Here is a 13,536-nt window from a genome sequence, read left to right as displayed (position 1 = left end):
CATAAATTGGATGCAACTTAGAAATACCCGGATTATTCTGACCGCGCAACCTGCTTTTCACCGGCAGCGCTCTGCCCGCAGGTCGGTTGTTTATTGAGCAAGGAGTTTTTGAATGGCTGACAAAAAGCTGGAAACCACGGTAGACCGTGTCTACCAAGGGGTTTACGCGGCGATCAGCAAGCGGTCATTGCGACCCGGCATGAAGTTGGGGGAAGCCTCCCTGGCCGAGCTTTTCGACGTCAGCCGCACGTCGGTTCGAGCAGCGCTCAAGCAATTGGAAGCCGAGGGGTTGGTCTCGATCGAGCCCAACAAAGGTGCCTGGGTGTCATTGCCCAGCGATGAGGAGATTCGCTCCCTGTTCGAAACCCGGCGGCTGATCGAGATTGGCATCGTCAGCGAACTGTGCCGCCGCCGCGACAACGCCGCCACGCAGGATTTGCGCGACCATCTGCTACTGGAAGATGAAGCGGCGCGGGAAGGCGATCATGAGCGGCTGATTCACCTGCTGGGCGAATTCCATATCAAGTTGGCGGCCACGCTGAACAACCCGGTGCTGCTGGACTGGTTCCGCAAACTGATCTCCCGCGCCTCGCTGTACGCCGCCGCGCTGGACGACGACAGCCACGACGCCTGCCGCGACAACGAGCATTTGCGCCTGATCGAATTTATCGAGTCGGGCAATCAAAGCGCGGCCATTGAACTGACCTGCATTCACTTGAACGGGATCGAGAAGGCCATACTGGATGTGGCGGCGACGTTGAAGCCTTCGTATAACCCGCTCAAGCATTTGATTGAAACCTGAGCGCTCAGCGAGGCTTTGGTCGCTTCACTGGCCTCATCGCGACGGTTCGGCGCCCCGACAAGCTCGGCTCCTACACATCGATGTTGAACGGGGTGCTTTTTGTAGGAGCAGAGCTTGCTCGCGAAGCGTCCGTACAGACGACAAAGATCTGCCAGAACGGGATTTTTATGAGGGCCATCACGAATATCACTACTCGGCGACTAAAAAATGTTTACTTCTATTTGTGAATGATTATTATTACTGGCATTCCGACCTGAAGGACCTGCGTCAGTGATACGAACCTCTCCGGTATTTTCCCGGTTACAAGAAGGGAAAAACGTCTACGGCTTGCTCAATTCTCTACCTTCTCCGATGCTCTGCGAAATGCTCGCGTTTGCGGGCTACGACTTCGTGATTCTCGATCTTGAGCACTTACTGCGCTCCGAAGAAGACATCATGCATTGTGTCCGCGCTTGTGAGGCCGCTGGCATTTCGCCGTGGTTGCGCATACCGCAAGTGGACGAAAAACTGATCGGTCGGGCGCTGGATGCCGGCATCGAAGCCATTGTCCTTTCACGCACCGAAAGTGCTGCGCAAGTTCAGCGCGCCATCGAAGCGGCCCTCTTTCCACCCTTGGGAAAACGCGGAATAACCGGCGGACGTATTACCGGATTCGGTCGCCTGCCATTACCCGAATACATCGATCTGGCCAATCGTCAGACCCCCATTGTTCCCATGATCGAAAGCAGCGCCGGGGTCGACGCTCTCGGCGAGATCCTGCAACTGCCGGGGGTCGGCATGATCATGGAAGGCGCACTGGATCTGTCGCTCGATCTCGATCTGGGACCCGACCCGCTCAATCCTCAAGTCTGGCAAACGCTGCAATACATGGCCGATGCCTGCCTCAGCGCCGGAATACCTTTCTGCGCAAACCCCCGCACTGTTGAACAGAACGCACTGTGGCGCGCTCGCGGGATCCGAAGCTTTCTGGCCGGTGAAGACCGGGGCTTGCTGCATAACGCATTGAAAGCCCGCCTGCACTCTCTTCAACAGCAAAAATGAGCCAACGCAGTTCAAATGAAAACAACAACATCCCTACACTTTTCACTCAGTCTTATCACACTGGGCATCTGCCACGGTGCCATGGCCGCCGATCAATCCGTCGAGTTGTCCACCGGACCTGCCAGCGGCAAGTTACTGGCGCCCATGGTGATTCAGGGTGACGTACTCGGGACGGCCAGCGATCAGGAGGTGCGTACCTATGCCGGCAGCCGCAGCGTTGTCGACTCCAGCGAACTGAAAAAAGCCAGCGCCCGCGGTCTGGACGACGCGCTGCAACGGGTACCTGGCATCAAGGTCTTGGACGAAACCGGCACCGGCGCCTTGCCACAGATTTCGGTACGCGGGCTGTACGAGAGTCGCAGCGGCCGGATTCAAGCGTTGTCGGATGGCATTCCACTGGCACTGGCGCCGTACGGCCAGACCGGTCTGTCGCTGTTTCCAATGACCATGGCCACTGTCGACCGTATTGATATCGTGCGTGGGGGCGCAGCGGTGCAATACGGTCCGAACAACGTTGGCGGGGTGATCAACTTCATCAGCAAGCCGATTGCGCACAAGTGGGCAACCACTGTGCAGGAGAAGATCACATTCAACGCTGGCGGGCGCCAGTTGTGGGACAGCTATCTGGGCACCGGTGGCTACCTGACCGACCACTTCGGCCTGCAACTGGACATCAACACCCTGAGTGGCGAATACGGTCGCGAGCACTCCGACACCGATGTGCAGAACTACCGTCTGCGCGGCCAGTGGAACATCGACGACGATCGCGATCTGAGCTTTGGTATCCAGCGCTACAAGGCCGACATGGACCTGGCCGGAGCGCTCAGCGTGCAGGATTACAAGAATGATCCACGGCAATCGACGCGTCCGCTGGACCGCTTCGAGGGCGACACCAATCGCGTCTGGGGCACCTACACCCAGCGCCTGGGCGCCATGGGGCCGTTCGACTCAGTAGAATTCAGCTGGACCAACTTCGCCCACGACAGCTACCGCAACTTCGTGGTCGGCCTGCCGTTCACCCCGAACAGTACGGCAGTGACCAAACAGGACGGCCCACGCGACTTTAAAGTCTGGGGCACGGAGCCGCGTATCAGTGCCACCATCGATGGCGACACCGTCGGCCAGACCTGGTTGCTGGGCGCCCGTTATGTCAGTGAAGACATCGACTACAAGGTCAACCGCCAGAGCACCGCTACCGGCGTGACGGCGCCGTTCCGGGACTGGAAGTTCGATGACGACGCCCGCGCGTTCTATCTCAGCAACGCCATCAGTCTGCTCGATCATCGCCTGACCATCACCCCCGGCGTGCGGTACGAAAACGCCCGCATGGATTACAGTGACGGCATCACCGGGTTCTCGCGCGAGAACAAATCCGAAGAATGGCTGCCGGGCCTGACTGTGGGTTATCAGGCGACCGACGCCTGGTACGTCTACGCCAACGCCCAGAAGTCCCTGCGTCCTCCACAAGTCACGCAGATCGTCAAGGAAGGCGATGTCGGCGCCGAACTGGCGTGGAACTACGAGACCGGCGTGCGCTATACCCCGTGGGACGGCCTGCGCGTCGACTTCGGTCTGTACCGCATCGATTTCGATGACCAGATCATCTACAACGCCAGGACCGACCGCTTCGACAACCTCGGCAGCACGCGTCATCAGGGTTTCGAGACCGAGATTTTCTGGACGCCGCAAGCAATGCGTGATCTAGACCTGCACGCCAGTTATGCCTACCTCGATGCCAAGCAACGCAACGGCACATTCAAGGACAACGAGGTGCCGTACTCCTCGCGCAATCAGTTCACGGTTGACGGTCGTTACCGTTTTGCCGAGCACTGGACCTACAACCTCGACGGCCTGTACGTCAGCAGTGCTTACACCGATGCTGCTAACTCCAGCGATGAAGATGCCACTGCCAGCGTGGGCAAACTGCCTGCTTACTGGGTCTGGAACACCGCCCTCGAGCGTGAGTTCGTGCTGGCAGACAAGAGCGTCCTGACCGCGTCCGCGGGCATCAGCAACCTGTTCAACCGCGCGTACTACTTCCGTGGTATCGACACCAGTCCATGGGGTCGTCAACCCGCACCAGAGCGCTCGCTCACCCTAGGCGTCAACTACCGCTTCTAAACCGCGCACTTGCGCCCCTGCAAACCAGTTGCCCGATCCTCCGGGACGGGCGACTGCTGCCCCCAGGAAACTGCCATGCAACGTCCATTCGTCATCCTTGCTCACGTCGCCCACCCTGCCATTCTCGAGGGTTTCCTGCCTGCCGCGCACAAACGCGGGTTGCCGATCGTGATCATCACCGACCACGCTCAGGAACACCGGCGCCTGCTCGCCACCTCGCACATTTCGCCGGAACTGCTGCACGTCATCGAATGTGATGTGTTCAATCCGCTCGCTGTCATCGAGACACTCAACAGTCAGGGCTTGCGCCCCGTCGCAGTGTTCTCCAACAGCGATCACCTGCAGACCGCGACAGCGATGGTGGCCGAGGCATTCGAATGCCCTGGCAAGGACTGGCGGCTGTGCTATGCGGCGAAGAACAAGGCGGCCATGCGCGAACGCATGCAACGTCTGGGTCTGCCCGGGCCATGGTTCCAGGTGCTCACATCGAATTCCAAACTGCCGACCGATGCGCCATGGCCGGTGGTCGCCAAGCCTCGTGAAGGCGTCGCCAGCCTGGACGTCAGACTGTGTCACAACGCCGCCGAGCTGACCGCTTACTGCGAGCAGTTCTGGCAGCAGCAACCGGACCGGGCGCTGTTGCTGGAGGCATACATGGAAGGTCCGTTGTTCACCCTCGAAACCCTGGGCGACGGGCGCAATCTGCAAGCCATCGGTGGCTTCGACGTCACCCTTTCACCACCGCCGCATTTCGTAGAACTCGCCGCGCGCTGGAATGGACAACTCAGCCGCGCCCAGCGTGCCGCCGCGCTGGCTCAAGTAGCAGCGTTCGGGGTCAATTTCGGTGTCTGCCACAGCGAATTCATTCTGACCGCTCAAGGCCCGGTACTGGTTGAAATCAACTATCGCAGCATCGGCGATGGTCGCGAGTTCCTGCTTGATCGGCTGCTGCCACAGGGTTGGTTCGACCGCATCGTCGCTTTGCATTTGGGAGACAACCTGATCGACGCGCAACCGGCGCAAGCCGAAGCAACCGTTCATTACCTTGTGGCCGACCGCTCGGGACGTCTGGATCAGGCCAGCGCCAGCTTCAACGTCGAACGTGAGGGCCATTGGTGCGATTACCGTGCACTGCACAATACCGGCGACACCGTGACCATCAGCCATTCCAACAAGGACTACGTCGGCGTACTGAGACTGATCGCGCCGGATGACGTGAGCCTCGAAGCGCAACTGAACTCGACCCTGAACGACCTGAAGTGGGTGGTGGCATGAGCCTGCATCCGGAGGACGCGGATCAGGCGTTCATGACTCGACGCATCATCGATTGCTGCCTGCGCGAGGACATCCGCGGGATCGTCAGCAAAGGACAGATTTGTCGGCTGCCGGAAGAACTGAGCCAACACTTGCAGCATCAGCCCGACGCCAGCTGGCTGCGAATCGCCCATCTGGGCGCCGACGAACTATGGCTGCCGGTGGTCAAGGCGTATCCGTTGCAGGACTGGATCGGTACGGGCGACGCCTGGATCAAGGTGTCGCCGCAAAGCCACGGCGAGGTTCAACGCGGCTACCGGCTCTGGCTGGACCACCTGAGCCACGGTCTGGACGAAGAAAGTCTGACGCTGTTCGCGGCGTATCTGAAAGAAGCGGATTGCGCGACCGAACACCGGACCCTGTGCAATCAGGCGTATGGCCAACATGCGCCCGCGCTGAGCGACGTGACTGACCTGAAGGACTGGTCACAGAGGCTGCTGAAGATCGATCAACTGGCGAGCTACCTGGATCACCCGTTCTATCCAACGGCGCGGGCCAAAAGCGGCTTCGATGCCGCCGCGCTCAAAGGCTACGCGCCGGAGTTTGCGCCGCGCTTCGAACTCAACTGGCTGGCGATTCCCAACAACGCCCTGACCCTGACCAGCCCGCAGCCGCCGCACTGGCCGGACTTCGAGGATGTCGGCTTGTCACCGACCTTGCAAAACAGCCATTCATTACTGCCAGTACACCCGCTGACCTGGGGCGAGCTTGCGCAATACGGCCTGCCTGAAGGCACGCTCAAGGCTCCACGTACTGCCATGCAGGTCGAGCCTACGCTATCCGTGCGCACGGTGGTCTGCATCGATCAACCTCAGTGGCACATCAAACTGCCGTTATTGGTCAGCACGCTCGGTGCGCGCAATTTGCGCCTGATCAAACCCAGCACCCTATACGACGGTCACTGGTTCCAGACCACCCTGCTGGCCTTGACCGAGCGCGATCCGGCACTGGCGTCACGTTATCTGCACGTCGACGAAAAACACGGTGGTCATGCCGCCGAGAGTCGTCATCTGGCCTATATCGTGCGCCGTTACCCGGCGGGTCTGGAGAACAGCACGCTGGTACCTGTCGCCGCGTTGGCCAGCCCGCTTGCCGATGGGCAGCTGTTCCTCGAGCAACTGGCCGAGCGCTTCTATGCAGGTTCGTTGCAACACTGGCTGGACGATTATCTTGATCTGCTGCTGCAGGTCCATCTGCGACTGTGGCTGCATTACGGCATCGCGCTGGAGGCCAACCAGCAGAACGCCGTATTGATGTTCGAACAAGGTCAGCCATTGCGGCTGCTGATGAAGGACAACGACGCCGCTCGCCTGTGGCCTCAGCGCTTCGCCAATGCCTGCCCGGATCTCGCTGATCTGCCGGCCGCCTTGCAGGATGAGCGCATTCGCGTCGACAGCAGCCAACCGTTGGCCGAGATGTTCTGCACCATCACCTTGCAGCTGAACATCGTTGCGATCCTGGAAGCGATAGCGACCGCAGGCCTGGCCTCTCGATCCAGCCTGTATGGCACGCTGCGTCAGCGTCTCATGACCTGTCTGCAAAAACTCGAAGCAGAAGGCATCGACTGTCAAGACGCGCGCCGATGGCTGCTCGACAGCCCGAAACTGCCGGTGAAATACCTGCTCAGCGCCGGCAGCCTGTTCAGCAAGGCGCATTCCGGTGCCAGCGACATCAACAAGTTCTATGGCTACAGCGCGGCGAACTTCCTGCTGGAGGACGCTCCATGCAACGACGTCTGATCACCAGCGTCTTGCTGGGGCACTACCTGTCGGCCTTCACGGCGCTGGGTATTCCGTTGTACCTGCCGCGCATCCTCGCCGACCTCGCACCTGATACACCAGGCTGGGCCATCGGTGTGCTGTTCGTACTGCCGACACTCTGCACCGCACTGGCGGCGCCGATCTGGGGACGCTGGGCCGATCGCAACGGTTGTCGCCTGTCGTTGCTGCGCGCTCATGCCGGGCTGTTCGCGGGCTTTCTGCTGGCAGGCTTCAGTCCCAATCTGCCGGTGTTCGTCCTGGCGTTGATCATCCAGGGCACCTTCGGCGGCGCGATGGCGGCGTCCAACGCCTACCTGTCGACCCAGTTCAAGGAGGGCGATCTGTCCCGCGCCCTGAACTGGACGCAGTATTCGGCACGTCTAGCGATGATCAGTGGCCCGATCCTGTTGGGGCTGCTGACCTCGCAAGGCTTGGGATTAAGCCTGTATCGCTATCTGGCCTGGTTACCGCTGCTGGCCTTTGTGCTCATCCTGCCGCTGCCCAAGGACGCACCCAAACATGCCTTGGGCAGCAAGAAAGCCCAGGCATTGGGCGAACTGCCGGAAGACATGCCGCGGCTGCTGGCGGTGCAGTTTCTGTTCAGCTTCGCGATGGTCGTCACCTTTCCCTACTTCGTGCCCTTCGGCGAGCAACTGGGCATTGGCAACGATGCCTTGATCGGCGTGCTCTACAGCCTGCCGCATCTGGTTTACCTGCTGGCCCTGCCCTGGGTTCAGAAGCATCAGGGCAACCTGCTGTTGCCGGGGCTGGCGCTGCTGGCAATCAGTAACGCGCTGCAATTCTGGAGCGTGCAGGCCGAGCCGCTGTTCGTTCTGCGTCTGCTCAGCGGAGCCGGCATGCTGCTCAGTTTTGTCGGGCTGCACCGCTGCCTGAGCCAGCGCAGCCGCAAAGGCAGCGCCGGTCGCCTGTTCGGCTGGTTCGACTCCAGTGGCAAATGGGCCGGCACCGCTGCCGGTGTCACTGCCGGTCTGGTCAGTCAGACCTGCGGCATTGCGTCCCCCTTTCTCGTTGCGTGCCTGGCGGCCATGGCAGCCATGGTGCTCGCGCGCCCTCTATTGATGACTTCCCGGGAGATTCCGGCATGACGCTCGCTATGAATACCGCATCGCTGAACACCGTATCCCTGCATGACCATGCCCTCGATGGCGAAGCCCAGCGACATGCCGTCGAGTGCCTGCTCAATTGCTATTTGCGCGAATACGCATTGCCACGCAACGAAGCGAACCTGAACTATCAAGCACAGGATCTGCCGATGAGCCTGCGCCAGGCCAACGGCCGTTGCATCAGCATTCGCCTGCCCAGTGGCCGGCTGGTCGTACGCATCGACCGCACCAGCCTTCTGGGCCGTTGCCACTACATCAGCGCACCCTATTTCAAAGGTAACAACCAGAGCTGGCGACCGTTGAACGCCCACGAACTGGCGCGCCTGCTATGTACCCCGCTCAGTGGAGCCGACCGCGTCGGCGAGATGCTGCAACAGGTCGCCAACAGCCTGCAGATCACCCGCACCTTTCTGCGTCATTCACGCCCGGCCAACGAAGCAGCCGACAGCCTGCTGGCGTCCGAGCAACATCAGCTGTGGGGCCACGCCCTGCATCCGACGCCGAAAAGTCGCGAGGGCATCTCCCATGACGATTTGCTGGCCTGCTCGCCGGAAGTCGGGGCGCGCTTTCAGTTGCACTGGTTCAAGGTCGATCCGACGCTGATTCGTCATCAGGGCGAGGATCCGCGCAGTACTCTGCGACAACTGTCGGGGCGCGACGACGCCTATCCGTGTCACCCCTGGGAAGTCGCCCGCGTGCTTGCCGACCCGCTGGTGCAGCGTGCGCAACAACAGGGCTTGATCGAATACCTCGGCCCCCTGGGTCAGGCCATGTACCCGACGTCGTCGGTGCGCACGCTCTACCATCCGCAGATGGCCTATTTCATGAAGTTCTCGATGCACGTGCGCCTGACCAACTGCGTGCGCAAGAACGCCTGGTATGAACTGGACAGCGCCGTCGCCCTCACTCGCCTGCTCGGCCCGATCATGAGCGAGTTGGCGACGCAACAACCGGGCTTCCTATTGATGCCCGAACCCAGCGCCACCAGCCTGGACCTCAGCGCCCTTGGTACGCTGGAGGAGGCCCGCGAAGTCACCGAATGCTTCGGTATAGTTTACCGGGAAAACCTTCCCGTCGCCGACCGCGAGCGGTATCAGCCGCAAGTGGCAATGGCGCTGTTCACCTGGGATCAACAAGGTCGCAGTGTCTGCCGCCAGCAGGTACAGCGCTACGCCGACAACACCGGTTTGAGCATTGAGGAAGCCACGCTGAACTGGCTGGATGCCTATGCCGGTCAGATGCTCGGCGGCGTGCTGTATTGCCTGTTCCGTCAGGGCGTGGTGCTGGAGCCGCATTTGCAGAACACGGTCATCGGCTTCGCTGAAGACGGACTGCCCAGCCAGGTCTGGATTCGCGATCTGGAAGGCACCAAGCTGGTCCCTGAAATCTGGCCCGCCGAACGCCTGAGTGCGCTGGATGAACGTACCCGCAGCTCGGTGTACTACAGCGCGCAAAAGGCCTGGCAACGAGTGGGTTACTGCGCACTGGTGAACAATCTCGGCGAAGCGATCTTCCATCTGGCCAACGGCAGCGACTCGTTGGAACAACAGTTGTGGGCGCGAATCGGCGACCTGCTGCACGCGCAATCCACGCGTCTCGACCATCCGACAGAACTGCGCGAGTTGTGCGCCGGCGCGCCCTTCCCGAGCAAGGAAAACTTCATGACGCGCCTGATGATGCGCGCCGACCGCGAGGCCGGTTACACCTCACTGCCCAGCCCGCTGGCGATCATTGAAAAGAGGAAACGCGCATGAGTCTTCCTGTCTCCGTCACCCGACGCATCGAGCAGCTCAAGACTGAACACGACGCACCATTGTGCGCCTACGTCTACGACCTGCCTGCCCTTGAACGGCACGTAAAGGCAATGCGTCAGGTACTGCCCGAAAACTGCGAATTGTTCTACGCCGCCAAGGCCAACCCCGAAGCCCTGGTGCTGAAAACCCTGGCGCCGTGGGTGGACGGTTTCGAGGCTGCCTCGGGCGGCGAACTGACGTGGCTGCATGAGCAGTGCCCCGACCAGCCGCTGATCTTTGGTGGCCCCGGCAAGCTCGATCGCGAACTGGACATCGCCATGCAGTACCGGATTTCGGCGTTTCACGTGGAGAGCGTGACCGAACTGCGCAGCCTGGCACGCATCGCCCGCGAACGCGGCGTGCGGGCTGCGGTGATGCTGCGGCTGAATCTGAAGCTGGCCCAGGCACCGCAGAGCCGATTGGTCATGGGCGGCAAACCCACGCCATTCGGTCTGGATGAAGAAGGTCTCGCAAGCGCCCTGCAATTGCTGCGCGAAGAGCCATCTCTGGAGCTCAAGGGACTGCACTTTCATTTGCTGTCGCACCAACTGGATGTCGACGCGCACCTTGAATTGATTCGCAGCTACTTCCTGACCTTCCGCCAGCTGTGCGCCGACCACGACCTGCAACTGCCGCTACTGAATGTCGGCGGAGGGATGGGCATCAACTATCAGGACGCGGCGCAGTCGTTCGACTGGCCACGGTTTTGTCAGGGCCTGGAGGGGTTGATCGATGAGTACGACATGGGCGCGACCCGCATACGTTTCGAGATCGGCCGCTTCATCAGCGCTGCATGTGGCTACTACGTCATGCAGGTGCTGGACATCAAAAGCAGCCACGGCGAGTTTTTTGCCATCGGACGCGGCGGTACTCATCACTTCCGCACGCCTGCGGCTCAAGGCCACGACCATCCGTTCACGGTACTGCGAGGCACTCAGCCGGCACAGATCAGCGATCAGTCCGTCACGCTGGTGGGTCAGTTGTGTACGCCAAAGGACGTCCTTGCCAGACAACAACCGGTGGCGCAGCTAGCGATTGGTGACCTGCTGGTGTTCACCCTCGCGGGCGCCTATGCCTGGAACATCTCGCACCAGAACTTCCTGATGCACGAACCGCCGTTGAAGGTTTTTATCGAGGGCTGATTCCACGCTATTGTCAGCCTCTGTGCTGCCATTCCCGTATCTGTGGCTGCTTGTCCGATGTGTCCTTCAAACTCTTCGGACAGGACAGCTTTAATTCTGTCTGAATTCTGTCAATCTGCCGCTGGGCGATTGACAGTCGATCGTTTCTGTTTTGATTGGCGCAAGGCGCTGAACCATCCAAGGTGTGGGCCAAAGCATGGGCTGGATTTTTTATCAGACACGCAGAAACGAAAAAGCCCTGAATAAACAGGGCTCTAACGTATAGGTATGGCGGAGAGATAGGGACTCTCCATGAAACGGTAAAAACCCCAGAAAACACAGTATTCACTGGCCTTCACGTCAATTTTACGTACAATTCCTACGTACAATTGACCATCTAGGGCTCGGCATGGCAAACAATCTCGAAAATCAGGACGGCACTTGGCATGTCCGTCTGGCAATCCCCGCAGATGTACAGAAAGCGTTCGGCGGCAGGAAGATTCTGTCTAAGTCGCTGGGGACTGGCCTGCGATCCGAAGCCATGAATCGGCGCCTACCCTACCTCACCCAATGGAAGGCGGAGATTGCAACAGCTAGAGAACAACTAAAGGCACTCAAAGAGAGCTGGAGGCCTGAACTGGCAGCGGGCAGTCTGATATTGGAAAAGGACCTCGATGGCATGTTGCTGGCGTCAGTGAAACCTGACGAGGACGCAGATAGAGTTAAAGAGGATTTGCTTGCCTTCCTTGACCAACGGAGTCCGGGGCTCAGGACGCAACTTGAAGCAGCGCCCCGCCCCACTGTCGCGCATGTACAGCGTACAACTCAGCTTATCCGTGAGGCCGCAGTGCAGATGGCTGAAGGAACGTACAGCCTTACTGCTGCTGAGGTTGAAGAGGCAAAGAGGATTGTACATCGCCCTTCTTCGTACAAACCGAAGTCACCGATTACCACGGTAAAGTTAGCGGCGTTCCGTTCCTTCCGAGAGGACAGGGCAGTCGATAACAAGACGGTTGATCAGCAGGAGTCGAAGCTTAAGAAGCTATCGGCATTCCTTGCTGAAACCGGCAAGGCCTTGGACTTCGATTGCGTGTCTGCGTGGCTCGACTCTCTCAAGGTCGTCCCCAAGACGAAAGCCCAGTACCTTCTCGCTGGCAACATGTTCTGGAACTGGGCAATGAAGTACGACGCCCAGTGGCGCCAAGACTTCAAGGGCGCCGTTAGCCCGTTTGAGAAACACGACCTGCCCCAGCTACGGGGCAAGGAAAGGGTCGAAGCCCAGCGCTCCGCCTTTGAACTGGCTGAGCTGTCCACACTGCGCGCGAAAGCCCACACGAAGGGATTGCATACACTCGCTGACCTGATCCTCCTGGGAGCGTACACAGGCGCCCGAATTGAAGAACTCTGCCAGCTACGCACCGAACACATCGTGATGGTGGATGGCGTGCAGAGTTTTGATATCAAAGAAAGCAAGACGGCAGCGGGTATCCGAGTAGTGCCTATCCACCCCGCCCTTACGGCTCTGGTGCAACGCCTGAAGGATGACGCACAGGACGGCTTCCTTGTGCCATCCGCCTCCCGCAACAAATATGGCAATCGGTCTGACCCGCATAGCAAAGCGTTCGGTAGACTCAAATCATCGCTGGGATTCGGCTCGCGCCATGTTTTCCATAGCATCCGTGCGACGGTAGTCACCCTGCTATCGAGGGCCGACGTACCATTCTCGTTGATCGCCGAGTTGGTCGGCCATGAAACTGGCACCGTGACCTTCGATGTCTACAGCAAGGGCGCCAGTGCAGCACAGAAGCTGGCAGCAATCTCAAAACTCCCCACCCTGCCAGCCAGCACCCCCTAATCAGCGCGTTCCTACGTGAAATCTGAGTGTCTAACAAGGGCCAAGTGCTACAGATTCCACGCAAGAACGCACGCAAGAAACTACCGATCATCACAAAAGTCTTGACTTTCCAGCATGAAAGTGCTTGACAAAATCAATAAAGTGTGTAGAATAGGTAGCCTGCTTAGATACAACTCCCCCAGCAACTCCCCCTCCAAGTTTCCCCAACTGCTGCAATATAGTCCGGACCCTTCCTTTCCAAACTTGTTGCTCGAAACTTGTTGTCGATCCAAGTGCAGAAGATCGGCAAACTTCAGCGAGAAGACAGCTGCACTGGATGATCAAGGCTTTGGCATATTGGACCTTGCATCTCAAAGTAACCCCCGCCGTGGGTGCAGTGTAACGGCGACTAATTTCTAGATTTGCTGCATTGCAGCATCCCCCGCACTACCCTAGTGCGAACAACCTGAACGCCAACCTCCCCGAAGTCCTACATGGATTTGCGGGTTTTCTTTGGCGTTCGATAAGCACCTACACACTCGGAGTCAACTATGTCGAAGCGTTACCCATTGAAGAGAAAAGCCTGTGATCATTGCGGAAGTACATATTACAGCCGCTCTCATAGA

Annotated in this window: 9 protein-coding genes; all 9 read left to right on the top strand. The window is 59.4% G+C overall.

Features of this window, described 5'->3' with window-relative positions; all coding sequences use genetic code 11:
- Window positions 1-112: 112 nt before the first annotated feature.
- The 9 genes from GUY40_RS13005 (at window position 113) to GUY40_RS12965 (ending at window position 12,931) form a co-directional block, all read left to right on the top strand.
- Window positions 113-802, top strand: coding sequence for a GntR family transcriptional regulator (locus GUY40_RS13005; RefSeq protein WP_166569349.1), 690 nt, complete (start codon window positions 113-115; stop codon window positions 800-802).
- Window positions 803-1,072: 270 nt separating this feature from the next.
- A complete protein-coding gene (locus GUY40_RS13000) occupies window positions 1,073-1,843 on the top strand; it encodes an aldolase/citrate lyase family protein (protein WP_166569348.1) in 771 nt (256 codons plus the stop codon).
- A gap of 15 nt (window positions 1,844-1,858) precedes the next feature.
- Complete coding sequence (locus tag GUY40_RS12995) at window positions 1,859-3,964, top strand: TonB-dependent siderophore receptor (RefSeq protein WP_166569347.1); 2,106 nt, start codon at window positions 1,859-1,861, stop codon at window positions 3,962-3,964.
- 75 nt (window positions 3,965-4,039) lie between these two features.
- The gene (locus GUY40_RS12990; RefSeq protein ID WP_166569346.1) at window positions 4,040-5,239 is read left to right on the top strand and encodes an acetyl-CoA carboxylase biotin carboxylase subunit family protein; all 1,200 of its coding nucleotides are present in this window, start codon (window positions 4,040-4,042) and stop codon (window positions 5,237-5,239) included.
- Window positions 5,236-7,017 (top strand): IucA/IucC family protein, encoded by a 1,782-nt coding sequence (locus GUY40_RS12985; protein ID WP_166569345.1) that lies wholly within the window; start codon window positions 5,236-5,238, stop codon window positions 7,015-7,017. The genes GUY40_RS12990 and GUY40_RS12985 overlap by 4 nt, the downstream gene beginning before the upstream one ends.
- The gene (locus GUY40_RS12980; RefSeq protein WP_166569344.1) at window positions 7,002-8,144 is read left to right on the top strand and encodes an MFS transporter; all 1,143 of its coding nucleotides are present in this window, start codon (window positions 7,002-7,004) and stop codon (window positions 8,142-8,144) included. Before GUY40_RS12985 ends, GUY40_RS12980 begins: the two co-directional genes overlap by 16 nt.
- Before the next feature lie 8 nt (window positions 8,145-8,152).
- Complete coding sequence (locus tag GUY40_RS12975; RefSeq protein WP_256675726.1) at window positions 8,153-9,916, top strand: IucA/IucC family siderophore biosynthesis protein; 1,764 nt, start codon at window positions 8,153-8,155, stop codon at window positions 9,914-9,916.
- A complete protein-coding gene (locus tag GUY40_RS12970) occupies window positions 9,913-11,097 on the top strand; it encodes a type III PLP-dependent enzyme (RefSeq protein ID WP_166569342.1) in 1,185 nt (394 codons plus the stop codon). The genes GUY40_RS12975 and GUY40_RS12970 overlap by 4 nt, the downstream gene beginning before the upstream one ends.
- A gap of 388 nt (window positions 11,098-11,485) precedes the next feature.
- Window positions 11,486-12,931, top strand: a complete 1,446-nt coding sequence (locus GUY40_RS12965) for a site-specific integrase (RefSeq protein ID WP_166569341.1) — start codon at window positions 11,486-11,488, stop codon at window positions 12,929-12,931.
- Window positions 12,932-13,536 lie beyond the last annotated feature (605 nt).

This window comes from Pseudomonas sp. R5(2019) (assembly GCF_009905435.1).
Lineage (GTDB): Bacteria > Pseudomonadota > Gammaproteobacteria > Pseudomonadales > Pseudomonadaceae > Aquipseudomonas.
The sequence above is the reverse complement of the archived record's forward strand: the minus strand, read 5'-3'. Positions and strand labels throughout refer to the sequence as shown.